This window comes from Pseudomonas asgharzadehiana (assembly GCF_019139815.1).
Classification (GTDB): domain Bacteria; phylum Pseudomonadota; class Gammaproteobacteria; order Pseudomonadales; family Pseudomonadaceae; genus Aquipseudomonas; species Aquipseudomonas asgharzadehiana.
On sequence record NZ_CP077079.1, the window covers coordinates 161,661 to 187,730 of the forward strand.

The following is a 26,070-nucleotide window of genomic DNA, read 5'->3' on the forward strand; positions in this document are numbered from 1 at the left end:
ATGGATAGCCAAACCCTGATGTTGTTCGGCGGGATCGGCGCGATCCTGGTGCTGGCCTCGCTGATCGGCCTGATCCTCAAACTGCGCACCCGTGGCACGCCGAACGCGGTGATCGACAACCTCAACGCGCGCATCAACGCCTGGTGGGTCATGGTGGTGGTGATCGGCATCGCCTTCTGGCTCGGCACCGGCGCGGTGATCCTGTTGTTCTACGCGGTGTCGTTCTACGCCCTGCGCGAATTTCTCACCCTCACCCCCACGCGCCGCAGCGACTACCCGGCACTGGTGGCCGCGTTCTATCTGGCCCTGCCGCTGCAATACTTGCTGATCTATTCCGATTGGTACGGGCTGTTCTCGATCTTCATCCCGGTGTACGTGTTTTTGCTGCTGCCCATCCTCGCCTCGCTGGGCGGCGACAGCACGCACTTCCTGGAGCGCGCCTCCAAGGTGCAATGGGGCCTGATGATCGCGGTGTTCTGCGTGTCGTTCGTGCCGGCGCTGCTGACACTGGACATTCCCGGCTACGAAGGGCGCAACCTGCTGCTGATCGCCTATCTGGTGATCGTGGTGCAGCTGTCGGACGTGCTGCAATACGTGTGCGGCAAGCTGTTCGGCAAACACAAGATCGCGCCCAACCTGTCGCCCTCTAAAACCGTGGAAGGCTTTGTCGGCGGGATTTTGCTGTCATCCCTCATCGGCGCCGCGCTGTGGTGGACCACGCCGTTCAACCCATGGCAGTCGTTTTTGATTGCGCTGTTGATCAACCTGCTGGGGTTTGCCGGTGGCATTGTGATGTCGGCGATCAAGCGCGACCGGGGCGTGAAGGACTGGGGCCATATGATCGAAGGGCACGGCGGCATGCTGGATCGCCTGGATTCGGTGTGTTTTGCGGCGCCGATTTTCTTTCATCTGGTGCGGTACTGGTGGACCTGACCCACACCGCCCCAAAACCCAATGAAGATCAAAATGTGGGAGGGGCTTGCCCTGGGCAAGCCCGCTCACTACAAGAGCATTTGTCCCGGTAGATGCCCCAGCGGCATCGGACCTGGGGTTTTCACCGTCTGAATCGCAAAATTGCTGCGAATGTCGCGCCCCCCGGCAGCTTCAACAAACTGCCGGTCACAAACCGCTCATACCCGCGCAGATCCGGCACCACCACCTGCAACAGAAAATCCGACTCCCCCGACACCAGGAAGTATCGGCGACATCTTTTGTAGCAAAGACGCGTGTAAGATACGCCGCACTTAGCCAGGGATGCTCGCCATGTTCGATTCGCTCAAAGCCATCAGCCGTCGTGTTGTCGGTGTGTTTTTGACCGTGGGGAGGGCCGTTTTCGGACAGTGGCAGCCGCCAAAGTGGCTGCGCGCCGTCGGCCGTGGCATGGCGACCCTGGGGGGCAAAGCCCGCGCTTATCCGCGCCAGACCGGTGCCGGAGTGCTCGGCCTGGTGCTGCTCGCCGCTGCGGGTTTCTACGGCTGGCACTGGTATTCCAACCTGCCGCAACCGCACACCGCGAGTTATTCGCTGCACAAACCGAACCTGACCGACTACACCCAGCCAACGCCGGTTGTGGATAACTTGCAGGTGCGTTTCGGCGAGTCCGTGGCGCCACTGGCGGCCATCGGCAAACCGGTGACCGAGGGCATTACCCTCAAACCCGAGGTTGCCGGCACCTGGCGCTGGGCGGATGACCGCAGCCTGTTGTTCGTGCCGGACAAAGACTGGCCTGTCGACGCGCATTACACCCTGGACCTGGCAAAGAAAAACCTGCTCGCCGACGGCGTCTTGCTCGACCAATACAGTGCGCAATTTTCCACCCAGCCGTTCCGCGCCACCCTGGCGCAAAACGAGCTGTACCAGGACCCGTCCAATCCAACGCTGAAACAGCTGGTGGCGACCTTCCATTTTTCCCACCCGGTAGATGAAGACAACCTACGCAAACGCGTAACGGTCAGCCTCGGCAAAGGCTTGGCCTACCGCGACGCCCAGTTGCCCAACCGTGCGGAAATCACCTTCGACGAGAAAAAACTCAACGCCTACGTACGCTCCGCCGCCCTGGCCACGCCGCTGGAAAGCACCCCGGTCAGCGCCAGGCTCGATGAGGGCATCAAGGCGCGTGACGGTGGCAATGCCAGCACCGCACCGTTGGTAGCGGAAGTTACCGTGCCCGGCCGCTATCGCCTGACCTTTACTGGCGCCGAAGTCAGCTTCGTGGACAACGAGCGCGGCGAGCCCGAGCCGGTGCTGATGTTCAGCAGCTCCAGCGCCGTGGCCGATGAGACCATCGCCGGTAAGGTGCAAGCCTGGCTGTTGCCGGAAAAAGCCCAGGACGACACCCGCCCCTATAACACCAACGAGATCGACGACGCGCTGCTGGCCCGCAGCACCAAGGTCACGCTGACCCACGTGCCCAGCGTCGAACCGCTGAACACCCTGCACGCCTTCAAGTTCAAGGCTCCGGCCGGTCGTGCGCTGTATGTACGTGTGCCCGCCAACCTGGAAGCTATCGGTGGCTATCTGGCGAAGAATCCTACGGCGTCGCTGGTGAGCATGCCGGCGTATCCGCGCACATTGCAGTTCTTGTCTGACGGCGCGTTGCTCAGCCTCAATGGCGAAAAACGCCTGGGTTTCATGGCCCGTGGCGTACCGGGTGCCCATGTGGAAATCGCCCGCCTGTTGCCCAACCAGTTACAACACCTGGTGGACCAGAGCAGCGGCAGCTTTGCCCGGCCCAACTTCGGTAACGAATACTTCGATCGCATGGTCGAGCGTCAGACGTTGGACATCCCGCTGTCGTCCAACGACCCAGCCAAAACTGTCTACGACAACGTGGACCTGAGCCACTACCTCACCGCCAACGGCGGCCGGCGCGGTATTTTCGTGCTTAAGCTCAGCCCCCAGGATGAACCGGCCGAACGCACATTCGACTACAACCGCAGCAGCACCAGCGACCTGCGGTTTATCGTGGTGACTGACCTGGGCATCATCGCCAAACGCTCCAGTGACGGCAGCCACGACGTGTATGTGCAGTCCATCGGCAACGGTTCGCCGGTGGCCGACGCACAGGTCGACATCATTGGTCGTAACGGTTTGCCGGTGAGCAGTGGGCACACTGACGGCGAAGGCCATGTGCATTTCGCCAAACTGGATGAACTGCGCCGTGAGAAAACGCCGCTGATGTATGTGGTCAGTCGCGGTAATGACCAGTCGTTCCTGCCGATTGCCCGTCAGTCCCAACAGCTGGATTTGTCGCGCTTCGATGTAGGCGGTTTGGAAGAAGACGGCGCGATTGATCGTCTCAGTGCCTACCTGTTCAGCGACCGTGGCCTGTACCGGCCCGGCGAAACCGCGCATTTGGGCATGATCGTGCGCAGCGGCAACTGGAAAGGCGCCTTGCAAGGCCTGCCGGTGGAGCTGCAAATCACTGATCCGCGCGGCCTGGAGGTCATTCGCCAACCGCTGAAATTGTCGGCCAGCGGTTTTGAGACCTTTGATTTCCCGAGCAGCGAAGTCAGCCCCGCCGGGGAATACACCGCGACCTTGCAGTTGATTGGCCAGAAGCAGACCCGTACCGACCTGGGCAGTGTCAGCTTCAAGGTCCGCGATTTCGAGCCGGACCGCATGAAGGTCAGCCTGAGCCTGCACGACACACCGGTGCAAGGCTGGATCCCGCCGGACCAGGTGGTGGCCAAAGTCACTGCGATGCACCTGTTCGGCGCCCCGGCGACAGGCCGCCGCGTCACAGCGAAGATGGCCCTGAGCCCGACCCTCGCGGCCTTCGAGCGCTACCCCGATTACCGCTTCCGCCTCAACGACTCCCTGGAAGACGCCAGCACTGAAGACTTGGCTGAAACCACTGTCGACGATAACGGCCAGGCCGTGCTCGACCTCAACCTGCAACGCTTCGCCAACAGCACTTATCGCCTGCAAGTGATGACTCAGGTGTTCGAGGCCGAAGGTGGGCGTAACGTGGCCGCGCAAAGTGCGTTACTGATGTCGTCCGCGCCCTACCTGGTGGGTGTGAAAAGTCAGGATTCACTGTCGTACGTCGCCAAGGACGCCCCGCGCCAAGTGCACTGGCTGGCTGTAGCGCCGGACCTGACACCGCTGGCGGTGGAAGGCCTGACCAGCGAAGTGGTCGAGCACCGTTATGTGTCGGTACTGGTGAAACAGTCCAATGGCACCTACAAGTACGAGTCGCGCATCAAGAACATCAGCCAACCGGCTACGCCGCTGGTGATGACCAAAGACGGCGCCAGGCAGAGCCTGAACACCGGCACGCCGGGGGATTTCACCCTGCAACTGAAGGATGCCAACGGCAACCTGCTCAACCAGATCGATTACAGCGTGGCCGGGCGCGGCAACACCTCGCGTTCGCTGGAGCGCAACGCCGAGCTGCAATTGCGCCTGGATAAACGCAGCTACGCCAGCGGTGACGAGATCGCCATCAGCATTCGCGCGCCGTACACCGGCGCGGGCTTGATCACCATCGAGCGGGACAAGGTCTACACCCAGCAGTGGTTCAAGGCCGACAGCACCAACAGCGTGCAGCATATCCGCGTGCCGGCAGGGCTTGAGGGCAATGCCTACGTCAACGTGCAATTCGTGCGCGACATCGGCTCGTCCGAGGTTTACATGAGCCCGCTGTCCTACGGCGTGGTGCCCTTCAGCATCAACCTGGATGCGCGGCGCATGGCGCTGAAGGTCGAAGGCCCGGCGAAGGTCGAGCCGGGGCAGACCCTGGATATCAAGGTCAATGCCGACCGTCCGGGCCGTGCGGTGGTGTATGCCGTGGACGAGGGCATTTTGCAGGTGGCGCGCTACCAGACGCCGGACCCGTTGGGCTTCTTCTTCCAGAAACGTGCGCTGGAAGTAGGCACCAGCCAGATTCTTGACCTGATCCTGCCGGAATTTTCCCGCCTGCTCAGTGGGGCAGCGCCCGGCGGCGATACCGACGGCGCACTGGCCAATCATCTCAACCCGTTCAAACGCAAACATAAGCCGCCAGTGGCGTGGTGGTCCGGGCTGGTGGACTTACCGGCCGGCGAAACCACTCTGCATTACGAGGTGCCGGACAGCTTCAACGGCAAGTTGCGCCTGTTTGCGGTGGCGGTGGATACCGACAGCGTGGGCGTCAGCGATGCCACGACCGACGTGCGCGGGCCCATCGTGATCACGCCAAACGTACCGGCCTTCGTCGCGCCGGGGGACGTGTTCAACGTCAGCGCCGGGGTGTTCAGTAACCTCGACGCGGCGGCGGATGTGAAGTTCGAAGTGCAGACCAGCGCCGGCCTGGTGGTGCAGGGCGACAAGGGCAGCACCCTGTCGCTGCAACCGCGCAAGGAAGGCACTGCCGAGTTCAAGATCAAGGTCGGCGACACCCTCGGCTCGGCAGACCTGCGATTTATCGCGGTATTGCCGGGCGGCAAGCGCATCCAGGTGGCGGAAACCACCTCGATCCGCCCCTTGAGCGAACACCGCGTGGCCCTGAGCCTGGGCCGTTTCGATAGCGCCAGCAAAGAGCTTAAACCGACGCGTGAGCTGTTCAGCCAACTGCGCGACGTGCAGTTGGGCGTGGCCGCTTCGCCGCTGGTATGGGCCAACGGCCTCAAGCATTACCTGGATGACTATGGCTACGCGTGCACCGAACAATTGGTGTCCAAGGCCATGCCGGCGTTGATCTGGGGCGGCACCGCACCCGAGGCCGAACAGGCCTTCGCCGGCGCGGTGCGCATGCTGCGCCAACGCCAGAACCAGGCCGGCGGTTTCGGTTTGTGGGCCGCCAACCCGGACGTGGCGCCCTACGCCAGCCTGTACGCCACCGACTTCCTGATCGAAGCCAGGGAACGCGGGCTGCCGGTACCGGAAGATGTGTTGGTACGCGCCAATACCTATCTGACGGACCTGGCCAATGGCCCCAGCGAAGGCCTGTCGGAATTGCGTAACCGTGCCTACGCCAGTTACCTGCTGAGCCGTCAGGGGATTCTGGTAAGCGGCGCCTTGAGCGATATCCGCGAACGCTACGAAAGCTACTTCAAAGACAGCTGGCAGAACGACCTGGGCGCCGCTTACCTGGCCGCCAGCTACAAGCTGCTCAAGCAGGATCGCCAGGCCGACTCCTTGTTCCGCAAAATCCCGTGGCGTTCGCTTGTGGATAAGTGGGACAGCGACGGCCTGTACTACGACCCGCTGGTGCACGATGCCGAACACTTGCACCTGTTGGCGCGCCACTTCCCTGAGTTGCTGGACGATGTGCCCACGGCGCTGCTGGACAAGCTTGGCAAACGTCTCAACGAGCAACGCTACAACTCGCTGTCGGCGGCCCTGCTGCTGCGTGCCCTGGACAACTACGGCCAGCGCGCGCAAAGCGACATGACCCTCAAGGCCACCGCCTGGTTGGGCGACAAGCAGCAACAACTGCTGGAAATGGCCGGCCAGCCGCCGCGAGCCGCCGTACCGGGCACCACGCAAAAGCTGGTGATGGAAAAATCCGACGGCCCGGCGGCGTTCTACATGCTCAGCGAAGCCGGTTTTGATAAAGGCGCCAAGCTCAAGGCCATCAACAACGGCCTGGAAATCATCCACGAATACCTCGACCTCAAAGGCGAGCCGGTAAGCAAAGTCGCGGTGGGCGATGAGTTCCTGGTACGTCTGCGCCTGCGCGCTACCGACCGTGACCAGGTGCAGCAAGTGGCGGTCGTCGACCTGCTGCCCGGTGGCGTCGAGCCTGTGTATAACTTGCCGCCGGAGCCGGACCCGCAAGCCGACAGCAGCGAGGAAAGCGAAGGCGAGGAATCCGAGTACGTGCAAGCCAGCGAAGAAGAAGCCGACACCTGGCAAGCGCCAATCGGTGAAACCGAGCTGAGCAACTGGCAGCCGGACTACGTGGATGTACGTGATGATCGGGTGGTGCTGTACGGCACCGCGCTGCGCGATGTAGGTACTTTCGTTTACCGCGTACGTGCTACCAACGCCGGCACGTTCAATACGCCACCGGCCTACGCCGAAGGCATGTACGAAACCACCCTGCAAGGGCGCGGCAAAGTAGGCCAGCTTGAAATTACCAAGCCTTAAACGTCTGACACCGCTGCTGGCAGCAGCGGCGGTGCTGGCGGGGTTGCGGTGGTGGCCCCATGCGCCGCTGGAACAAGCCGTCACCTCCTCCAGGGTGGTGCTGGCTGACGATGGCTCGCTGTTGCGCATGACCCTCGCGGATGACGGCCAATACCGCCTGTGGCTACCGCTGGAGCGGATTTCGCCGACATTGGTCGAGGCGTTGCTCCTCAAGGAAGACCGCAATTTCTACTGGCACCCAGGGGTCAATCCTGCGGCGTTGCTGCGTGCGGCCATGGCCACTTACAGCGGCGGCCAACGCCAGGGCGGCTCGACCTTGAGCATGCAACTGGCACGACGCCTGTGGGACCTGAACACCCGCCAGATCCCCGGCAAAGTGCAGCAGATGGCGTTGGCGCTGTGGCTGGAGGCGCGCTACAGCAAGCACGACATTCTTGAGGCCTACCTGAACCTGGCCCCCATGGGCGGCAATATCGAAGGCGCCGAGGCGGCGAGCCGCATCTACTTTGGCAAATCGTCGGCGCAGTTGTCGTTGTCCGAAGCCTTGGCATTGGCGGTTATCCCACAACAGCCGGGGCGGCGCGCGCGCTTCGGCCCCTCGCTGCAAACCGCGCGGCTGCGCCTGATGAATGACTGGCGCGAAACTTATCCACACGACCCGCGCAATGACAGTTTGCTGGACTTGCCGCTGGAGGCGCGCAACCGCCAGCAGATCCCGTTTCTGGCGCCGCACCTGAGCGAACAACTGTTGGCGTCCCAGGCCGGCAATGAATTGAATAGCACCCTTAACCTGCCCTTGCAGCAGTTGCTCGAACGCCTGATCACCGGCTTTATTGCCGAGCGGCGCAGCACCGGCGTGGAAAACGCCACGGCGATCCTGATCGACAGCCGCGACCAGAGCGTCAAGGCCCTGGTGGGTTCGGCGGATTACTTATCCACAGGCATCCACGGGCAAGTGAATGGCGTGCTGTCGCGCCGCTCGCCAGGGTCGACGCTCAAGCCGTTTCTCTATGGGCTGGCGCTGGACCAGGGGGTGATTCACCCCATGAGTATCCTTAAGGACTTGCCGAGTAACTTCGGCTACTTCCAACCGGAAAACTTCGACGGCAGTTTTGTCGGGCCGCTGACCGCGCGAGATGCCTTGATCCGTAGTCGCAATATCCCGGCGGTGTGGCTGGCCAGCCAGGTTAAATCGCCTTCGCTGTATGGGTTGCTGCAACGCGCCGGTATCAAGGGCCTGCGCGACGAAAGCCATTACGGCCTGGCCTTGGCGCTTGGCGGCGGCGAGATGACCCCCGAGGAGCTGGCGCGGCTGTATGTGATGCTGGCTGGCGACGGGCACCTGCGGCCGTTGCGCTACTTGCAGGAGCAACCGCAGGCCACTGGTGCGCAACTGCTCACGCCCCAGGCAGCCTTTATGGTGCGCGACATGCTGCGCCGCAACCCGCGCCCGGATGGCCTGCCCGCCCGACAGTGGCGCACCGCATGGAAAACCGGCACCTCGTGGGGCTTTCACGATGCGTGGAGCGCCGGCCTGGTCGGCCCCTACGTGCTGGTGGTGTGGGTGGGCAACTTCGATGGCCGGCCGAACCCGGCGTTTATCGGCGCCAAGACCGCCGCGCCGCTGTTCTTTCGCATCGCTGACGCCCTGCCGCTGGCCTTGCCGACGGTGGCGATCAAAGCCGATAAACCACCCGCCGGTCTGGTGCGCATCGACGTCTGCGCGGCGTCGGGCGAGCTGCCCAATCGCTGGTGCCCGCAAACCCGCAAGACCTGGTATATCCCTGGCGTCTCACCGATTCGCGTGTCCAACCTGCATCGCCCGGTGCTAATCGACACCCGCACCGGCAAGGCCGCCTGCCCGCCGTTCGACCCGCAGTACACCCGCGAAGAAATCTTCGAATTCTGGCCCAGCGACGTGCAACGCCTGTACCGCGCCGCAGGCCTGCCTCGCCGCACGCCGCCGAACGTGATGAAAAATTGCCGGCCCAACCGCATCAGCGACCAGAGCGAGGCGCCGCAGATCCGCTCACCGCTGACTCAAGTAAGTTATCAGTTGCGCCTGTCCCAGCCCCAGGAAAGCATCCCGTTGAACGCGAATGCGGCCAGCGATGCGGCGACGCTGTATTGGTTTGCTGATCAAACCTTGATCGGCCAGGGCCCGCCGCAAACAACACTGAACTGGCGGCCGGGCAAGTCCGGGGAGTATCGGTTGCGGGTGAGCGATGATCAGGGGCGCACTGCGAGTCGCGGGTTGAGGGTGGAGTTTGTGCCTTGAGTGCCTCAATACCTTTGGAAGGCTGGTGAGCCGAGGAGGCTACTCAACCAGTTCACGATAATCGGACTCCCCTCCCCCCACCGCACCCGACAACCACCCCCAAACAAAACTCAGGGTAGTGCGCCCAGACTTATCCACAGCCACCGTGCCGCGCGACCAACCGGACAGCAGTTCACCGTCCAGCGTCAGGCACTGGAAAAGCAGCTCGATGGTATCGGCGCCAGTTACGCGTCCGACTTGCGTGCCCAAGCGAATTCGACCGCCCTGGTAGGTACTGGAAATAGCGTCACCCTCGACCCGGTAGTGAAACACCGTGCCGGCGCCGGATAGCCCGTGGGTATTGTGGCTGACCGCAAATCGGCGATTGTGCAAACGCTCGCCGAGTTGGGAAAAGACAGGTGTCATCACTGTCGCATCCTTGCGTGGGCGCCTGGAGATCCAACGGGGCCTCCAGGCGCAGGGCGGGTTATTCCACGGTCACCGACTTGGCCAGGTTGCGCGGCTGGTCGACGTCGGTGCCCTTCAACACCGCCACGTAGTACGACAACAACTGCAGCGGGATGGTGTAGAGGATCGGCGACAGGGTGTCGTTGATATGCGGCATGTTGATGACGTGGGTACCTTCGCCATTAGTCATGCCGGCCTTCTCGTCAGCGAAGACCACCAGTTGGCCGCCACGTGCGCGCACTTCCTGCAGGTTGGATTTGAGCTTTTCCAGCAGTTCGTTGTTCGGCGCGACGGTGACCACCGGCATGTCGTCATCCACCAGGGCCAATGGGCCGTGTTTGAGCTCACCGGCCGGGTAGGCTTCGGCGTGAATGTAAGAGATTTCCTTGAGCTTGAGGGAACCTTCCATCGCCACCGGGTATTGCGCGCCACGGCCGAGGAACAGGGTGTGGTTTTTGTCGGCGAACAACTCGGCGACTTTTTCCACAACGCTGTCCATGGCCAGGGCTTCGCCCAGGCGGGTCGGCAGGCGGCGCAGTTCTTCCACCAGGGTGGCTTCGACGCCGTCGGCCAGGGTACCGCGCACTTGGCCCAGGGACAGGGTCAACAGCAGCAGGCCCACCAGTTGGGTAGTGAAGGCTTTGGTAGAGGCCACGCCGATTTCGCGACCGGCCTGGGTCAGCAGGGTCAGGTCTGACTCACGCACCAATGAGCTGATGCTGACGTTGCAGATCGCCAGGCTGGCGAGGAAGCCCAGCTCTTTGGCATTACGCAGGGCGGCCAGGGTGTCGGCGGTTTCGCCGGACTGGGAGATGGTCACGAACAGGGTATCGGGCTGCACCACCACTTTGCGGTAGCGGAACTCGCTGGCCACTTCGACCTGGCACGGGATGCCGGCCAGTTCTTCCAGCCAGTAACGGGCAACCATGCCGGCGTGGTAGCTGGTGCCACAAGCGACGATCTGCACATTGCGCACTTTGGCGAACAACTCGGCGGCTTGTGGGCCGAACGCGTTGACCAGCACTTGCTTGTCACCCAGACGACCTTCCAGGGTGCGTTGCACCACGGCCGGTTGCTCGTGGATTTCCTTGAGCATGAAGTGGCGGTATTCGCCTTTGTCGGCCGCTTCGGCGCCGTCGCGGTATTGCACGGCTTCGCGCTCGACGGAGTTGCCGTTCACGTCCCAGATCTGCACGCTTTCGCGGCGAATGTCGGCGATATCGCCTTCTTCCAGGTACATGAAGCGGTCAGTAACCTGGCGCAGGGCCAGTTGGTCGGAGGCAAGGAAGTTTTCCCCCAGGCCCAGGCCGATCACCAGCGGGCTGCCACTGCGGGCGGCGACCACACGGTCAGGCTGGCTGGCGCTGATTACCGCCAGGCCGTAGGCGCCATGCAGTTCCTTGACCGTAGCCTTGAGCGCGGTGGTCAGGTCGCTGTGGTCCTTGAGTTTGTGGTTGAGCAGGTGGGCGATGACTTCGGTGTCGGTGTCGGAGGTGAACACGTAGCCCAGGCTTTTGAGTTGTTCGCGCAGCGCTTCGTGGTTTTCGATGATGCCGTTGTGCACCACCGCCAGGTCGCCGGAGAAGTGGGGGTGGGCGTTACGTTCACACGGCGCACCGTGGGTTGCCCAGCGGGTGTGGGCAATGCCCAGGCGGCCAACCAGCGGCTCGCCGGCCAGGGCCTGGTCCAACTCACTGACCTTGCCCGGGCGACGCACACGCTCAAGCTTGCCGGCGTTGGTGAAAACCGCCACGCCCGCGCTGTCGTAGCCGCGGTATTCCAGGCGCTTGAGGCCTTCGATCAGGATGGCGGTAACGTTACGTTCGGCAACTGCGCCAACAATTCCACACATGGTGCTTCTCCTAGATGATTGCCGCGCATATCAGCGTAATGCCGCGGGCTTGGATCTGGTCGCGGGCCTCAAGCGGCAGGCGATCATCGGTAATGAGGGTATGGACGCTGCTCCAGGGCAGCTCCAGGTTGGGAATCTTGCGGCCGATCTTGTCGGACTCGACCATCACCACCACTTCACGGGCGACCTCGGCCATCACACGGCTCAGGCCCAGCAGTTCGTTGAAGGTGGTAGTACCGCGCTCCAGATCGATGCCATCGGCGCCAATGAACAGTTGATCAAAGTCGTAGGAGCGCAGTACCTGCTCGGCGACCTGACCCTGGAATGAATCCGAATGCGGGTCCCAGGTGCCGCCGGTCATCAGCAATACCGGCTCGTGTTCCAGTTCGCTCAACGCGCTGGCCACGTGCAAGGAATTGGTCATCACCACCAGGCCGGGTTGGTGCCCGAGTTCGGGGATCATGGCGGCGGTGGTGCTGCCGCTGTCGATGATGATGCGGGCGTGTTCGCGCAAGCGCTTCACGGCAGCACGGGCGATGGCACGTTTGTAGGTTGAGATGGGTTGGGCAGGGTCGCCGACCAGTTCCTGGGGCATGGTGATCGCGCCACCGTAGCGGCGCAACAGCAAGCCATTGCTTTCCAGCGCGGCTAAATCCTTGCGGATGGTGACTTCTGACGTTTCGAAACGCTTGGCCAATTCGTCCACGCTGACTTCGCCTTGTTCGTTGAGCAAGGTCAGGATGTTGTGGCGTCGTTGGGGTGTATTTCGTTTCGACATGGCAGTGATAAGTTTCGTTTCGAAAGATAACGAAGGCAATCAAAACCTATTAGCGAAAGATCGTCAAGCGCCGGACCGCATTTTTTGTTAACGACGCAGAGCAGATGTGGGAGGGGGCTTGCTCCCGATAGCGGTGTATCAGTGGCATATAAGTGCCTGACACACTGCTATCGGGAGCAAACCCCCTCCCACATTGGAGTTATGTGGCCGGTGAGGCTGTGGATAACTCAGGTCTTTTTGATTTTGACCGGGCGTTTCCAACCGTCGATGTTGCGTTGGCGGGCGCGGGCGACGGCCAACTGGGACTTATCCACATTCTGGTTGATGGTTGAGCCTGCTGCGGTGCTGGCGCCATCGTCGAGAGTAACGGGGGCGACCAACGAATTGTTGGAGCCAATAAAGACGTCTGCACCGATGGTGGTCTGGTGCTTATTGGCGCCATCGTAATTGCACGTGATAGTGCCAGCGCCAATGTTGGTACGCGCCCCCACCGTGGCATCACCCAAATAGGTCAAATGGCCGACTTTAGCCTCGTCACCCAATTGGGCATTTTTCATTTCAACAAAGTTACCCACATGTGCCTTGGCTCCCAGCATGCTACCGGGACGCAAACGTGCGAACGGGCCGGCATCGCTGCCCTCGCCCATCACGGCACCGTCGATATGGCTGTTGGCTTTCACCACCACGCCCTTGCGCAGGGTGCTGTCCTTGATCACGCAGTTCGGGCCAATCACCACGTCGTCTTCGATGATCACGCGGCCTTCGAGGACCACGTTGATATCGATCAATACGTCGCGGCCTACCGTGACCTCACCGCGTACATCGAAGCGAGCCGGGTCGCGCAGGGTGACGCCCTGGGCCATCAGGCGGCGGCCTTCGCGCAGTTGGTAGTGGCGCTCCAGCTCTGCAAGCTGCTTGCGGTCGTTGGCGCCCTGCACTTCCATCGGGTCGTGGGGCTGCTCGGTGGCGACCACCAGGCCGTCACTCACCGCCATCTCGATGACGTCGGTGAGGTAGTACTCGCCTTGGGCGTTGTTGTTCGACAGGCGGCTCATCCAGTCGGCGAGCTTGTTGGCCGGGACGGCGAGGATGCCGGTATTGCCTTCGGTGATGGCGCGTTGGGCTTCGCTGGCGTCCTTGTGTTCCACGATGGCGGCGACCTTGCCGTCGGCATTACGCACGATGCGTCCGTAACCGGTGGGGTCTTCCAGTTCGACGGTGAGCAGGCCCATCTGACCAGGCACTACGTGCTTGAGCAGACGTTGCAAGGTTTCCACTTCAATCAGCGGCACGTCGCCATAGAGGATCAGCACCGTGTCGGCGCTGATGAACGGCACGGCTTGCGCGGTGGCGTGGCCGGTGCCCAGTTGCTTGTCTTGCAGTACGAAATTCAGGTCATCGGCGGCCAGACGTTCACGTACCACATCGGCACCGTGGCCGATGACCACGTGGATACGTTGCGGACTCAGCTGCCGGGCGCTGTGGATAACATGGCCAAGCATGGAATTACCGGCCACCGGGTGCAGCACCTTGGGCAGGGCCGAACGCATACGGGTGCCCTGGCCTGCGGCGAGAATGACGATTTCAAGAGACATGAATGGCTACCAATCCTGGGCGGTCCGGCTTCAGACCAGAGAAGTGTTTTGCAAAAAAAGAAAAAGGGTAGCCGAGGCTACCCTTTTTAATCAATCGCGCATGAAGCATGACGGCGTGGCCGCTTACTTCTTGCGGATCTGCTGGAGAGTACGCAGCTGGGCTGCGGCCTCGGCCAGACGGACTGCAGCAGCGCTGTAGTCGAAGTCTGCGCCTTTTTCGTTCAGCGCCTTCTCGGCAGCCTTGACGGCTTCCTGAGCGGAGGCTTCATCCAGGTCGCCAGCACGTTGCACGGTGTCGGCAAGTACCTTGACCATGTTCGGCTGAACTTCGAGGAAACCACCGGAGATGTAAAACACCTCCTTTTCCCCGCCTTGCTTGGTCAACGTGATCGGACCTGGCTTCAAGCTGGTAATCAACGGGGCGTGACCCATGGCGATACCAAGATCACCCAGGTCGCCGTGCGCTGTTACAAACTCGACCAGACCGGAGAAAATTTCTCCTTCCGCGCTGACGATATCGCAATGGACTGTCATAGCCATCTGATTGCCTCAACCTGATGAGCGCCCGTTTCCGGGCGCTTGGATTACAGTTTCTTGGCTTTCTCGATCGCTTCTTCGATGCCGCCGACCATGTAGAACGCTTGTTCTGGCAGGTGGTCGTAGTCACCGTTGAGGATGCCTTTGAAGCCAGCAATGGTGTCTTTCAGGGAAACGTATTTACCCGAAGCACCGGTGAAGACTTCAGCCACGAAGAACGGCTGCGACAAGAAGCGCTGGATCTTACGAGCACGGTTTACCAACTGCTTGTCGGCTTCCGACAGCTCGTCCATACCCAGGATCGCAATGATGTCCTTCAGTTCTTTGTAACGCTGCAGCACGTACTGAACGCCGCGAGCGGTGTCGTAGTGCTCCTGGCCGATCACGTTCGGGTCCAGCTGGCGCGAAGTCGAGTCGAGTGGATCGACCGCTGGGTAGATACCCAGGGAAGCGATGTCACGGGACAGAACGACAGTGGCGTCCAAGTGGGCGAAGGTGGTGGCTGGCGATGGGTCGGTCAAGTCATCCGCAGGTACGTATACCGCTTGGATCGAAGTGATCGAACCTTCCTTGGTCGAAGTGATACGTTCTTGCAGAACGCCCATCTCTTCAGCCAGGGTCGGCTGGTAACCTACTGCAGAAGGCATACGGCCCAGCAGTGCGGATACTTCAGTACCGGCCAGGGTGTAACGGTAGATGTTGTCGACGAACAGCAGAACGTCGTTACCTTCGTCACGGAACTTCTCGGCCATGGTCAGGCCGGTCAGTGCTACGCGCAGACGGTTTCCCGGCGGCTCGTTCATCTGACCGTAAACCAGTGCCACTTTGTCCAGAACGTTGGAGTCCTTCATCTCGTGGTAGAAGTCGTTACCCTCACGAGTACGCTCACCCACACCGGCGAACACGGAATAACCGCTGTGCTCGATGGCGATGTTACGGATCAGTTCCATCATGTTTACGGTTTTGCCTACACCGGCACCACCGAACAGACCGACTTTACCGCCCTTGGCGAACGGGCAAACCAGGTCGATAACCTTGATGCCGGTTTCCAGCAGGTCGTTGCCGCCCGCTTGCTCGGCGAACGAAGGTGCTGGACGGTGAATGCCCCAGCGCTCTTCGGTGTCGATCGGACCAGCTTCGTCAATCGGGTTGCCCAGTACGTCCATGATCCGGCCCAGGGTCGCTTTACCGACCGGTACGGAGATGGCTGCGCCAGAGTCGATAACGTCCAGACCGCGCTTCAAGCCTTCGGTGGAACCCATCGCAATGGTACGAACTACGCCGTCGCCCAGCTGCTGCTGAACTTCCAGAGTAGTTTCCGCGCCTTGTACTTTCAGCGCGTTGTAGATGCTCGGTACGCTGTCGCGTGGGAATTCCACGTCGATAACGGCGCCGATGATTTGAACGATACGTCCGCTACTCATAGCTGGATCCTCTGAATATTTGAACCGTTAAACCGCGGCAGCGCCGCCGACGATTTCCGAGATCTCTTGGGTGATCGCAGCCTGACGCGCCTTGTTGTAGATCAGCTGCAAATCGCTGATCAGATCACCGGCGTTATCGGTAGCGTTTTTCATCGCGATCATCCGCGCCGCTTGTTCAGCTGCGTTGTTCTCGACCACCGCCTGGTACACCTGCGACTCCACGTAGCGCACCATCAAGCCGTCAAGCAGCTCTTTGGCGTCTGGTTCGTAGAGGTAGTCCCAGTGGTGCTTGAGTTCCTGATCCGGGGTCGCCACCAGTGGAATCAACTGCTCCACGGTTGGCTGCTGGGTCATGGTGTTGATGAACTTGTTGGATACCACGGACAGGCGGTCAATCCGGCCTTCCAGGTACGCATCCAGCATCACCTTCACACTGCCGATCAAATCATTGATCGACGGCTCTTCACCCAGGTGGCTGATAGCTGCAACGACGTTACCGCCGAAGTTGCGGAAAAAGGCCGCACCCTTGCTACCAACAACACACAGATCGATCTCGACGCCGTTTTCGCGGTTTACCGCCATGTCCTTGACCAGGGCCTTGAACAGGTTGGTATTCAAACCACCGCACAAACCACGGTCACTGCTCACTACCACATAACCCGCACGCTTAACTTCGCGGCCGATCATGAACGGGTGGCGGTATTCCGGGTTGGCGTTGGCCAGATGCCCAATTACCTGGCGGATACGCTCCGCATAAGGACGGCTAGCAGCCATGCGCATTTGTGCCTTGCGCATTTTGCTGACCGCCACTTTTTCCATGGCGCTGGTAATTTTTTGCGTGCTTTTGATGCTCGCAATCTTACTGCGAATCTCTTTTGCGCCTGCCATGTAACACCTATCAGGTTAGCAAGCGGGAGCCTTGCGGCTCCCGCTGCGGCTTACCAGGTTTGGGTGGCCTTGAACTTCTCGATACCGGCTTTCATGCCAGCGTCGATATCGTCATTGAAGTCACCCTTCACGTTGATCTTCGCCATCAATTCGGCGTGATCGCGGTTGAAGTAAGCAATCAGCGCTTGTTCAAAGCTGCCGACCTTGGCGATTTCAACGTCGGTCAGGAACCCACGCTCAGCGGCATACAGCGACAACGCCATGTCAGCGATCGACATTGGGGCGTATTGCTTCTGCTTCATCAGCTCGGTAACGCGCTGACCATGCTCAAGTTGCTTACGGGTCGCTTCGTCCAGGTCAGATGCGAACTGGGCGAATGCCGCCAGTTCACGGTACTGAGCCAGAGCGGTACGGATACCACCGGAGAGCTTCTTGATGATCTTGGTCTGAGCGGCACCACCCACACGGGATACCGAAACACCGGCGTTCACTGCAGGACGGATGCCTGAGTTGAACATGGCCGATTCCAGGAAGATCTGACCGTCGGTGATGGAAATCACGTTGGTCGGAACGAACGCGGAAACGTCGCCAGCCTGGGTTTCGATGATCGGCAGTGCGGTCAGGGAACCGGTTTTTCCGGTCACTGCGCCGTTGGTGAACTTCTCTACATACTCTTCCGAAACGCGGGATGCGCGCTCCAGCAGACGGGAGTGGAGATAGAACACGTCGCCTGGGTAAGCTTCACGGCCTGGTGGACGGCGCAACAGCAGGGAGATCTGGCGATAAGCCACTGCCTGCTTGGACAGATCGTCATAAACGATCAGCGCGTCTTCACCGCGGTCGCGGAAGAATTCACCCATGGTGCAACCGGAGTACGGTGCCAGGAATTGCAGCGCAGGAGATTCCGAAGCACTGGCAGCCACGATGATCGTGTTGGCCAGGGCGCCGTTTTCTTCCAGCTTGCGAACCACGTTGGCGATGGTCGATTGCTTCTGACCAATAGCGACGTAGACGCAGAAAATGCCGCTGTTCTTCTGGTTGATGATCGCGTCGATGGCCAGAGCGGTTTTACCGATCTGACGGTCACCGATGATCAGCTCACGCTGGCCACGGCCGACAGGAATCATGGCATCGACAGCCTTGTAGCCAGTCTGTACAGGCTGGTCTACCGACTTACGCCAGATCACGCCTGGAGCAACTTTCTCGACCGCGTCGGTCTCGGTGTTGCCCAGTGGACCTTTACCGTCAACAGGGTTACCCAGTGCGTCGACTACGCGACCCAGCAGTTCCTTACCAACCGGAACTTCGAGGATGCGGCCTGTGCACTTGGCGCTCATGCCTTCAGCCAGACTGGTGTATGCGCCCAATACAACGGCACCTACGGAGTCTTGCTCCAGGTTGAGGGCCATACCGTAGACGCCGCCCGGAAACTCGATCATCTCGCCGTACATAACGTCGGCCAGACCGTGAATCCGCACGATGCCGTCAGATACGCTGACGACAGTGCCTTCGTTACGGGCTTGGGAGGTCACATCGAGCTTGTCGATGCGGCCCTTGATAATTTCACTTATTTCGGAAGGATTGAGTTGCTGCATTGCTCTGCTGCCCCTTCAAACTCAAGATTTCAATGCTTCGGCAAGATTCGCGAGTTTGCCGCGAATCGAGCCATCGATAACCAGGTCGCCGGCGCGAATGACAACACCCCCAATGAGGGATGGGTCTTCCGCAACTTGCAGGCGCACTTCCCGGTCGAGTCGTGCACTGAGAACCTTGGCGAGTTTGTCTTGCTGTTCTTGGTTCAATGCAAAAGCACTGGTGACTTCAACGTCTACCGACTTCTCTTGCTCAGCCTTGTACAGGTCGAACAGAGCGGCAATCTCCGGCAGAAGCAGGAGACGGTCGTTTTCGGCAATGACGTTGATGAAGTTCTGTGCCTTCACATCAAACTTGTCGCCGCACACTTCAATAAAAGTGGCGGCCTTGTCTGCGCTCGTCAGTCGCGGGGCCTTGAGCACGCGCTGCATGGTGTCGTCTTGCGACACTGCTGCAGCCAGGCCGAGCATGGCTGACCAAGAGGCCAGCTGCTGGTGGGCCTGGGCGTGCTCGAAGGCTGCCTTAGCGTAAGGTCGGGCCAACGTGGTCAATTCTGCCATGATCGCCCTCGCTTAAATTTCAGCAGCCAGTTTGTTAACCAGCTCCGCGTGCGCGTTTTGATCGATTGTGGCACCCAGGATCTTCTCAGCACCGCCGACGGCCAGAGCACCCAGTTGGGCACGCAGCGCATCTTTGACACCATTGAGTTCCTGCTCGATCTCGGCCTGAGCCTGAACCTTCACACGGTCAGCGTCGATACGGGCTTTTTCAACAGCCTCTTCAACAATCTGGTTACCGCGTTTCTTGGCTTGCTCAATGATTTCGGCTGCCTGGGCTTTCGCTTCGCGCAGTTGCTGACCCGCTTTATCTTGGGCCAACTCCAGGTCGCGAGCTGCTCGGGCGGCAGCGTCCAGTCCATCCGCGATCTTCTTCTGACGTTCGTGCAAAGCCGCGATGACCGGAGGCCATACGAACTTCATGCAGAAAACTACAAAAATCAAGAACGCTAAGGACTGACCAATAATGGTTGCATTAATGTTCACGCCAATACCTCGCTCGTTCGTTGCACAACACACCAATCACTCAAAAAAATGAGTGATTAACCGGCGAGTTGACCAACGAAGGGGTTCGCGAAGGTGAAGAACAGAGCGATACCAACACCGATCATGGTCACGGCGTCGAGCAGGCCGGCGACGATGAACATTTTAACTTGCAGCATTGGAACCATTTCTGGCTGACGCGCTGCGCCTTCCAGGAATTTGCCGCCCAGCAGGCCGAAACCAATGGCAGTACCCAGAGCGCCCAGGCCGATCAACAGTGCAACAGCGATAGCGGTTAGACCAACTACAGTTTCCATCTTTCCTCCCGACTTTTACGTCGTATGGTTTAGGTTTTTTAGATTTTAAAGCGGTAAAACAAATCGTTTCATAGCCCTGGTGGGCCACCTTCCCGTTTCACCGGGAAGGACATCAGACTAGTCGAGACTGGCCTTAATGGTTCTCTTCGTGCGCCATCGACAGGTAGACGATGGTCAGCATCATGAAGATGAAGGCCTGCAGGGTGATGATCAGGATGTGGAACACGGCCCACGCCCACTGCAGAACAATGCCCAGGCCGCTAAGCCAGAGCAGACCGCTACCGAACATCACAGCGATCAGAATGAACACCAGCTCGCCGGCATACATGTTGCCGAACAGTCGCAGCGCCAGGGAAATCGGCTTGGCGACCAGGGTGACGAATTCCAGCAGGAAGTTCACCGGGATCAGCAGGGCTTGAACGAAAACGTTCTTGCTGCCGAACGGGTGCAGGGTCAGTTCGCCGATGAAGCCGCCGATGCCCTTGATCTTGATGCTGTAGAAAATGATCAACGCGAACACCGACAGGGCCATGCCCAGGGTAGCGTTCGGGTCAGTGGTCGATACCGCGCGGAATGGAATGTGCGGGTCGCCGGAGATGAGGATGGCCAGTTGAGGAATCCAGTCAACCGGAATCAGGTCGACGGCGTTCATCAGGAACACCCAGACGAAGATGGTCAGTGCCAGCGGTGCAATCACGGCGCTGCGGCCATGGAAGCTGTCTCTCACGCTGCCATCGACGAATTCGACCAGTACTTCGACGAAGTTCTGCAGGGCACCCGGTTGACCGGAAGTCGCCTTTTTTGCCGCCATGCGGAAAATCAGGACGAAGATCAGACCCAGTGCGACCGACCAACCCAGAGTGTCCAGGTGGAAAGCCCAGAAGCCCATTTCTTTGGCTTCTGCTGCGGAGTGGGCAAAGCCCCAGCCGCCGTTGGGAAGCTGACCGAAGGTCAGGTTCTGCAAGTGGTGCTGGATATAGCCCGAAGCGGTTGTTTCTGCCATGGTTGCCTCAAACGCCCTAAGGTTTCGAAAGTCTTGTTTTCATTAGCAGGGGAGCGAACCAGCTGACCAGTTGGGTCAACACGAAGACGCCGAATACAGCCAGCGGCGCCAATGGCTTCACACCTGCAAAGGTCAGTGCAAACAGCACTGCCGTCAAAATCAGTTTCCCTGCCTCGCCGGCATAAAAAGACCGGACGATAGCCTGGGCTGCTCGGGCGCCGGAAAACCGAAAGGCCCTATGAGCAAAATACATATTGGGCAGCAAGGCTATCAGGCCTCCGCAGAGTCCTGAATATCCGGCTACGACTCCGTGCCAGTACCAAAGCGCCAATGCGGCGATCAGCAAAATGACAAATTGAGCCAATAGGACCGGGAAAACGGCCAAGCGATGGAACGGCAACGTGTTTGGCGTGCGGGTTTCCATCACTCTTGCTCCTCAATGGTCGGCTGCCGGAAATCAATAACTTGGCATAATTTGTGCCGACAAAATGCGCGCAGAGTATAGGGGCGGTTCTGCCCCTATTCAACTGCCGGGTAGTGATTTCCGATCACGCGCTACATAAGCAAATGTTTCAGCGGATGTGGGCAAGGACGCCCTGCAGCTCATCAAGGGAGTTATATCCGATGACCAATTGGCCTTTGCCTTTCTTGCCATGGCGAATTTGCACCGCAGCGCCCAGGCGCTCGGCCAGGCGCTGCTCAAGACGCGCGATATCCGGATCAGGTTTGGCGGTTTCGACCGGTGCAGGTTTGCCGCTGAGCCACTGGCGAACCAGGGCTTCGGTCTGACGAACGGTGAGCCCCCGTGCGACAACGTGTCGCGCCCCCTCAACCTGTTGATTTTCAGGCAATCCGAGCAATGCACGGGCGTGGCCCATTTCCAGGTCACCATGGGACAACATGGTCTTGATGACTTCCGGCAACGCGATCAGGCGCAGCAGGTTGGACACGGTTACGCGGGATTTACCCACCGCCTCGGCCACTTGTTGCTGGGTCAGCTGGAATTCCTGTTGCAAACGCTGCAAGGCGATCGCTTCTTCGATCGGGTTGAGGTCTTCACGCTGAATGTTCTCGATCAACGCCATGGCAATGGCCGTTTCATCCGGCACATCGCGCACCATCGCCGGAATGGTCTCTTTGCCGGCCTGCTGACTGGCGCGCCAGCGGCGTTCGCCCGCAATGATTTCAAAGCGCCCGGCGCCGATCGGGCGAACCACGATCGGCTGCATCACGCCCTGGGCCTTGATCGAGTTGGCCAGTTCTTCCAGCGCCTGCGGGTCCATGTCCCGGCGTGGCTGGTACTTGCCGCGCTGGATAAGGTCCAGAGGCAGGTGCTGCAGCTCACGTTCGTCAGCCTGCACCGCTTGTTCTTCAAGCGATGTGACGGTCGGACCACTCAACAGTGCATCCAGTCCACGTCCGAGACCTCGTTTCTTGACGGCCATGGGGATTCCTTAAGTTGGCTGGGCTGCAGCGGTGCGGGAGTTGCGGCGTTGACGGCGAACCATCTCGCCAGCCAAAGCCAGGTAGGCAATGGCGCCACGCGAAGTCTTGTCATACGCCAACGCCGGCATGCCATAGCTCGGCGCTTCGGCCAAGCGGATGTTACGTGGGATTACGGTGTCGTATAGCTGCTCGCCAAAGTGTTCCTTGAGCTGGGCCGACACATCGTTCATCAGGCTCAGGCGCGGGTCGAACATGGTGCGCAACAGGCCTTCGATCTGCAGGTTCGGGTTGAGCAACTCGGCGATGCGCTTGATGTTATCCACAAGGTCACTGAGCCCTTCCAGCGCGTAGTACTCGCACTGCATGGGGATAATCACCCCATCGGCGGCGACCAACGCGTTGAGCGTGAGCATCGACAGCGAGGGTGGACAGTCGATCAGAATGTAGTCGTAGTTATCACGGATCGGCGCCAGGGCGCTGCGCAGACGGCTTTCTTTCATCTGCATTTCCAGCAGCACCACTTCCGCCGCGGTCAAATCGCGGTTGGCCGGCAGCAGTTGATAACCACCGTGCTCGGAATAGTGCATGGCCTGTGCGAGGTCGCACTCGCCGATCAGCAAATCGTAGACCGAGTTTTCCAGGCCGTGTTTATCCACACCGCTACCCATGGTGGCGTTGCCCTGTGGATCGAGATCGATCAACAGCACCCGGCGCTTGGTCGCGACCAGGGATGCTGCGAGGTTGATGCAGGTGGTGGTTTTACCCACGCCACCTTTTTGGTTCGCTATCGCGAATACCTTAGCCATTCTTGCTTGTGTTCCCAATCATGCCGTGCGGCGCAGTATCAGCAGATGGCGTTGGCCTTGGCAACCGGGTACGGCCAGGGCGTGTTCGCTATCGAGGTGGAAGTCTGCCGGCAATGCTAACAGCTCATCGCTTGGATGGACGCCCTTCATTGCCAGCCAGCGAGTATCGAGGTCGCCCAAGTGACGGGTCCAGTTGCTGAAGTTCTCCATGCTGCTGAACGCTCGGGACACAATCCCGTTGAAAGGCTGTTCAGGGATGAGCTCTTCGACGCGACTGTGGATAACTTGCAGGTTATCCAGCTTGAGTTCGAGTTTGACCTGGGTCAGGAAGCGGGTTTTCTTGCCGTTGCTGTCCAGGCAGGTCACTTGCGACTCGGGAAACAGGATGGCCAAGGGAATGCCCGGCATGCCGCCGCCACTGCCCACATCCAGCCAGCGACCGTTTTCGATGAACGGCATAACGCTCAGACTGTCGAGCAAATGCCGGGACACCATCTCGTCGGGATTACGCACCGCCGTGAGGTTGTAAGCCTTGTTCCATTTGATCAACAGGGCCAGGTAGCCGAGCAGCAATTGCTGCTGGACGGGGCTCAGGTCAACGCCCAACTGGCGGGCACCTGTGGATAACTCTTCGGCGTGTTGCGAGGTAACCAACGAACTCAAGCGCTTTGCTCCAACTGACGGCCCGCGCCGCGTTTTTTCAAATGAATCATCAACAGCGAAATGGCTGCCGGGGTGACGCCGGGGATGCGTGACGCCTGGCCCAGGGTTTCCGGCCGAGTTATCCCCAGCTTGCTTTGAATCTCTTTCGACAGCCCGGAGATACCGGTGTAGTCGATATCCACAGGCAGCTTGGTGTTTTCACTGGCACGCAGACGGGCGATTTCGTCCTGCTGGCGGTCAATGTAACCGGCGTATTTGGTTTTGATTTCAACCTGTTCGGCGACCTGTGGATCTTCTGCGCCACCGCCCGTTACTTCGACCAGGCCCGCGTAGTCGATTTCAGGACGGGACAGCAAGTTCAGCAGGTTGTATTCGTGGGTCAGCGGCGTCCCGAATTTTTCGGCGAGCGCGTCGCCCTGTTCGGTACCCGGACGAACCCACGTGCTTTTCAGACGCTGTTCTTCGAGTGCAATGCTCTCGCGTTTTTTGCAGAACGCGGCCCAACGCGCGTCATCGACCAGGCCCAGTTCGCGACCTTTTTCGGTCAGGCGCAAGTCGGCGTTGTCTTCGCGCAGGATCAGGCGATATTCGGCCCGGGATGTAAACATCCGGTACGGTTCCTGGGTACCCAGGGTAATCAGGTCGTCAACCAACACGCCGATGTACGCTTCATCACGACGCGGGCACCAACTGTCTTTGCCCTGTGCACGCAGCGCCGCGTTGGTCCCGGCCAACAAACCTTGGGCTCCGGCTTCTTCGTAACCGGTGGTGCCGTTGATTTGCCCGGCAAAGAACAGGCCGCCGATCACTTTGGTTTCGAGGCTGTACTTCAGGTCGCGCGGGTCGAAGTAGTCGTACTCGATGGCATAGCCTGGACGCACGATGTGTGCGTTTTCCATGCCGCGAATCGACTGCACGATCTGGATTTGCACATCGAACGGCAGCGAAGTGGAAATCCCGTTCGGGTACAACTCGTGCGTCGTCAGGCCTTCGGGCTCGATGAAGACCTGGTGGCTTTCCTTGTCGGCAAAGCGGTGGATCTTGTCTTCGATCGAGGGGCAATAACGCGGGCCAATGCCTTCGATAACCCCGGAATACATCGGCGAACGGTCGAGGTTCGCGGCAATGATCTCGTGGGTACGCGCATTGGTGTGGGTAATCCAGCAGCTCACCTGTGTTGGGTGCTGTTCTTTGGAACCCATGAACGACATGACCGGAATCGGGGTATCACCGGCTTGTTCGGTCATCACCGAAAAATCCACCGAACGCCCGTCGATACGTGGTGGGGTACCGGTTTTCAGACGGCCGACACGCAGGGGCAACTCACGCAGGCGCTTTGCCAGGGCAATCGACGGCGGATCACCAGCACGGCCACCGGAATAGTTCTGCATGCCAATGTGGATAAGTCCGCCGAGGAAGGTACCGGTGGTCAACACCACGGATTGCGCGAAGAAACGCAGACCCATTTGGGTGACAACGCCCTTCACCACGTCCTGTTCGACGATCAAGTCATCCGCCGCCTGTTGAAATATCCACAGGTTCGGCTGGTTTTCCAGGGTTTCGCGTACTGCCGCCTTGTACAGAATACGGTCAGCTTGTGCCCGAGTAGCACGCACGGCCGGGCCTTTGCGGCTGTTGAGCACGCGAAATTGAATGCCACCCTTATCGGTAGCCATGGCCATGACGCCGCCAAGGGCGTCGATTTCCTTGACCAGATGGCTTTTGCCAATTCCGCCAATGGCAGGGTTGCAACTCATTGCACCGAGGGTCTCCACGTTATGCGTGAGCAGCAGGGTTTTTACGCCCATGCGTGCTGACGCCAGTGCTGCCTCGGTACCGGCATGACCGCCGCCGATGACGATCACTTCAAAACGGGAAGGGAAATCCACCACGCACCTCGTGCCTGCTTATGTAGGTAATCAGGAATTGTTTGTTGAAAGGGTTTTAGAGCTTTGGCGGCAAGTATAGGGACTTAGCCCTTCCTAAAGAACCCTTTGCACAAAATTTAACCAGCTGTGGATGAATCACAGACAATAGAAATTAAAAAGAAAGAAATTTATAAGATCTTTGTTTTTATGTTTATTTCTACTGAGCACCTTTTCTGTGGATAGATCTCTACAAGCCTTTATTTACGGTGTGTACAGAGATTCAAAAGTCTGTGGTCATGTGCCAATGAGGCCCTTGGATAAGTGCTTTAAGCCTGTGGATTAAAGTATTGGTTATCCACAGAGGGGTTTTTACTCAGGTTTTACGCCCTGTTATCAACTGGGCACAGGCGCGGTTATTCACAGGGCTTAATCCACACAAAAGCGTAGTTGGCGGCACATTT

20 protein-coding genes and 1 pseudogene are annotated in these 26,070 nt (G+C 59.6%); 3 read left to right on the forward strand and 18 right to left on the reverse strand.

All coding sequences use genetic code 11. The features are described from left to right. Nucleotides 1–933, forward strand: coding sequence for a phosphatidate cytidylyltransferase (locus KSS96_RS00760; RefSeq protein WP_017528659.1), 933 nt, complete (start codon nt 1–3; stop codon nt 931–933). Between the two features lie 68 nt (nt 934–1,001). On the opposite strand, the pseudogene KSS96_RS00765 reads toward KSS96_RS00760, so the two are convergent. Then, nucleotides 1,002–1,192, reverse strand: a pseudogene (locus KSS96_RS00765) (Lrp/AsnC ligand binding domain-containing protein); the annotation flags it as partial. 71 nt (nt 1,193–1,263) lie between these two features. Here KSS96_RS00765 and KSS96_RS00770 point away from each other — a divergent pair. Continuing rightward, entirely contained in the window at nt 1,264–7,074 is a 5,811-nt protein-coding gene (locus KSS96_RS00770) for an alpha-2-macroglobulin (RefSeq protein WP_217855569.1), read from the forward strand. Then, on the forward strand, nt 7,055–9,352 hold the full coding sequence (gene pbpC, locus KSS96_RS00775; protein WP_217855570.1) for a penicillin-binding protein 1C: 2,298 nt from the start codon (nt 7,055–7,057) through the stop codon (nt 9,350–9,352). The genes KSS96_RS00770 and pbpC overlap by 20 nt, the downstream gene beginning before the upstream one ends. 39 nt (nt 9,353–9,391) lie before the next feature. On the opposite strand, the gene KSS96_RS00780 is transcribed toward pbpC, so the two are convergent. The 17 genes from KSS96_RS00780 to mnmG form a co-directional block, all read right to left on the reverse strand. Further along, the gene (locus tag KSS96_RS00780) at nt 9,392–9,757 is read right to left on the reverse strand and encodes an avidin-fold protein (RefSeq protein ID WP_017528664.1); all 366 of its coding nucleotides are present in this window, start codon (nt 9,755–9,757) and stop codon (nt 9,392–9,394) included. 61 nt (nt 9,758–9,818) lie between these two features. Next, the gene (glmS, locus tag KSS96_RS00785; RefSeq protein ID WP_065879218.1) at nt 9,819–11,651 is read right to left on the reverse strand and encodes a glutamine--fructose-6-phosphate transaminase (isomerizing); all 1,833 of its coding nucleotides are present in this window, start codon (nt 11,649–11,651) and stop codon (nt 9,819–9,821) included. Nucleotides 11,652–11,661: 10 nt separating this feature from the next. Then, nucleotides 11,662–12,429: a DeoR/GlpR family DNA-binding transcription regulator gene (locus tag KSS96_RS00790; RefSeq protein WP_017528666.1), complete on the reverse strand. Its 768-nt coding sequence runs from the start codon at nt 12,427–12,429 to the stop codon at nt 11,662–11,664. A gap of 227 nt (nt 12,430–12,656) precedes the next feature. Then, complete coding sequence (glmU, locus tag KSS96_RS00795) at nt 12,657–14,024, reverse strand: bifunctional UDP-N-acetylglucosamine diphosphorylase/glucosamine-1-phosphate N-acetyltransferase GlmU (protein WP_065879217.1); 1,368 nt, start codon at nt 14,022–14,024, stop codon at nt 12,657–12,659. Between the two features lie 123 nt (nt 14,025–14,147). Continuing rightward, nucleotides 14,148–14,564 carry a F0F1 ATP synthase subunit epsilon gene (locus KSS96_RS00800; RefSeq protein WP_005792601.1) on the reverse strand — a complete coding sequence of 139 codons (417 nt, stop codon included), beginning with the start codon at nt 14,562–14,564 and terminating at the stop codon, nt 14,148–14,150. Nucleotides 14,565–14,608: 44 nt separating this feature from the next. Then, complete coding sequence (gene atpD / locus KSS96_RS00805; RefSeq protein ID WP_003177062.1) at nt 14,609–15,985, reverse strand: F0F1 ATP synthase subunit beta; 1,377 nt, start codon at nt 15,983–15,985, stop codon at nt 14,609–14,611. A 27-nt stretch (nt 15,986–16,012) separates the two neighbouring features. Next, nucleotides 16,013–16,873, reverse strand: a complete 861-nt coding sequence (atpG, locus tag KSS96_RS00810; RefSeq protein ID WP_017528668.1) for a F0F1 ATP synthase subunit gamma — start codon at nt 16,871–16,873, stop codon at nt 16,013–16,015. Between the two features lie 50 nt (nt 16,874–16,923). Further along, entirely contained in the window at nt 16,924–18,468 is a 1,545-nt protein-coding gene (gene atpA / locus KSS96_RS00815; protein WP_003177064.1) for a F0F1 ATP synthase subunit alpha, read from the reverse strand. Nucleotides 18,469–18,489: 21 nt separating this feature from the next. After that, nucleotides 18,490–19,026, reverse strand: a complete 537-nt coding sequence (locus KSS96_RS00820) for a F0F1 ATP synthase subunit delta (protein ID WP_017528669.1) — start codon at nt 19,024–19,026, stop codon at nt 18,490–18,492. Between the two features lie 12 nt (nt 19,027–19,038). Beyond that, nucleotides 19,039–19,509: a F0F1 ATP synthase subunit B gene (locus tag KSS96_RS00825; protein ID WP_008439543.1), complete on the reverse strand. Its 471-nt coding sequence runs from the start codon at nt 19,507–19,509 to the stop codon at nt 19,039–19,041. Nucleotides 19,510–19,565: 56 nt separating this feature from the next. After that, complete coding sequence (gene atpE / locus KSS96_RS00830) at nt 19,566–19,823, reverse strand: F0F1 ATP synthase subunit C (protein WP_002555987.1); 258 nt, start codon at nt 19,821–19,823, stop codon at nt 19,566–19,568. 133 nt (nt 19,824–19,956) lie between these two features. Beyond that, a complete protein-coding gene (gene atpB / locus KSS96_RS00835) occupies nt 19,957–20,826 on the reverse strand; it encodes a F0F1 ATP synthase subunit A (RefSeq protein WP_065879216.1) in 870 nt (289 codons plus the stop codon). 16 nt (nt 20,827–20,842) lie between these two features. Next, nucleotides 20,843–21,250: a F0F1 ATP synthase subunit I gene (locus KSS96_RS00840; RefSeq protein WP_010565865.1), complete on the reverse strand. Its 408-nt coding sequence runs from the start codon at nt 21,248–21,250 to the stop codon at nt 20,843–20,845. A gap of 148 nt (nt 21,251–21,398) precedes the next feature. Then, nucleotides 21,399–22,271: a ParB/RepB/Spo0J family partition protein gene (locus tag KSS96_RS00845; RefSeq protein ID WP_217855571.1), complete on the reverse strand. Its 873-nt coding sequence runs from the start codon at nt 22,269–22,271 to the stop codon at nt 21,399–21,401. Nucleotides 22,272–22,280: 9 nt separating this feature from the next. Next, nucleotides 22,281–23,078, reverse strand: a complete 798-nt coding sequence (locus tag KSS96_RS00850) for a ParA family protein (RefSeq protein WP_017528673.1) — start codon at nt 23,076–23,078, stop codon at nt 22,281–22,283. Nucleotides 23,079–23,096: 18 nt separating this feature from the next. Then, nucleotides 23,097–23,741, reverse strand: a complete 645-nt coding sequence (gene rsmG, locus KSS96_RS00855; protein WP_217855572.1) for a 16S rRNA (guanine(527)-N(7))-methyltransferase RsmG — start codon at nt 23,739–23,741, stop codon at nt 23,097–23,099. Further along, a complete protein-coding gene (gene mnmG / locus KSS96_RS00860; protein WP_026067322.1) occupies nt 23,738–25,630 on the reverse strand; it encodes a tRNA uridine-5-carboxymethylaminomethyl(34) synthesis enzyme MnmG in 1,893 nt (630 codons plus the stop codon). The genes rsmG and mnmG overlap by 4 nt, the downstream gene beginning before the upstream one ends. Between the last annotated feature and the right edge of the window lie 440 nt (nt 25,631–26,070).

Coding starts and splice junctions, on each gene's coding strand:
- KSS96_RS00760 (WP_017528659.1), top strand. CDS start 1: ATGGATAGCCAAACCCTGATGTTGTTCGGCGGGATCGGCGCGATCCTG.
- KSS96_RS00770 (WP_217855569.1), top strand. CDS start 1,264: ATGTTCGATTCGCTCAAAGCCATCAGCCGTCGTGTTGTCGGTGTGTTT.
- KSS96_RS00780 (WP_017528664.1), bottom strand. CDS start 9,757: ATGACACCTGTCTTTTCCCAACTCGGCGAGCGTTTGCACAATCGCCGA.
- glmS (WP_065879218.1), bottom strand. CDS start 11,651: ATGTGTGGAATTGTTGGCGCAGTTGCCGAACGTAACGTTACCGCCATC.
- KSS96_RS00790 (WP_017528666.1), bottom strand. CDS start 12,429: ATGTCGAAACGAAATACACCCCAACGACGCCACAACATCCTGACCTTG.
- glmU (WP_065879217.1), bottom strand. CDS start 14,024: ATGTCTCTTGAAATCGTCATTCTCGCCGCAGGCCAGGGCACCCGTATG.
- KSS96_RS00800 (WP_005792601.1), bottom strand. CDS start 14,564: ATGGCTATGACAGTCCATTGCGATATCGTCAGCGCGGAAGGAGAAATT.
- atpD (WP_003177062.1), bottom strand. CDS start 15,985: ATGAGTAGCGGACGTATCGTTCAAATCATCGGCGCCGTTATCGACGTG.
- atpG (WP_017528668.1), bottom strand. CDS start 16,873: ATGGCAGGCGCAAAAGAGATTCGCAGTAAGATTGCGAGCATCAAAAGC.
- atpA (WP_003177064.1), bottom strand. CDS start 18,468: ATGCAGCAACTCAATCCTTCCGAAATAAGTGAAATTATCAAGGGCCGC.
- KSS96_RS00820 (WP_017528669.1), bottom strand. CDS start 19,026: ATGGCAGAATTGACCACGTTGGCCCGACCTTACGCTAAGGCAGCCTTC.
- atpE (WP_002555987.1), bottom strand. CDS start 19,823: ATGGAAACTGTAGTTGGTCTAACCGCTATCGCTGTTGCACTGTTGATC.
- atpB (WP_065879216.1), bottom strand. CDS start 20,826: ATGGCAGAAACAACCGCTTCGGGCTATATCCAGCACCACTTGCAGAAC.
- KSS96_RS00840 (WP_010565865.1), bottom strand. CDS start 21,250: ATGGAAACCCGCACGCCAAACACGTTGCCGTTCCATCGCTTGGCCGTT.
- KSS96_RS00845 (WP_217855571.1), bottom strand. CDS start 22,271: ATGGCCGTCAAGAAACGAGGTCTCGGACGTGGACTGGATGCACTGTTG.
- KSS96_RS00850 (WP_017528673.1), bottom strand. CDS start 23,078: ATGGCTAAGGTATTCGCGATAGCGAACCAAAAAGGTGGCGTGGGTAAA.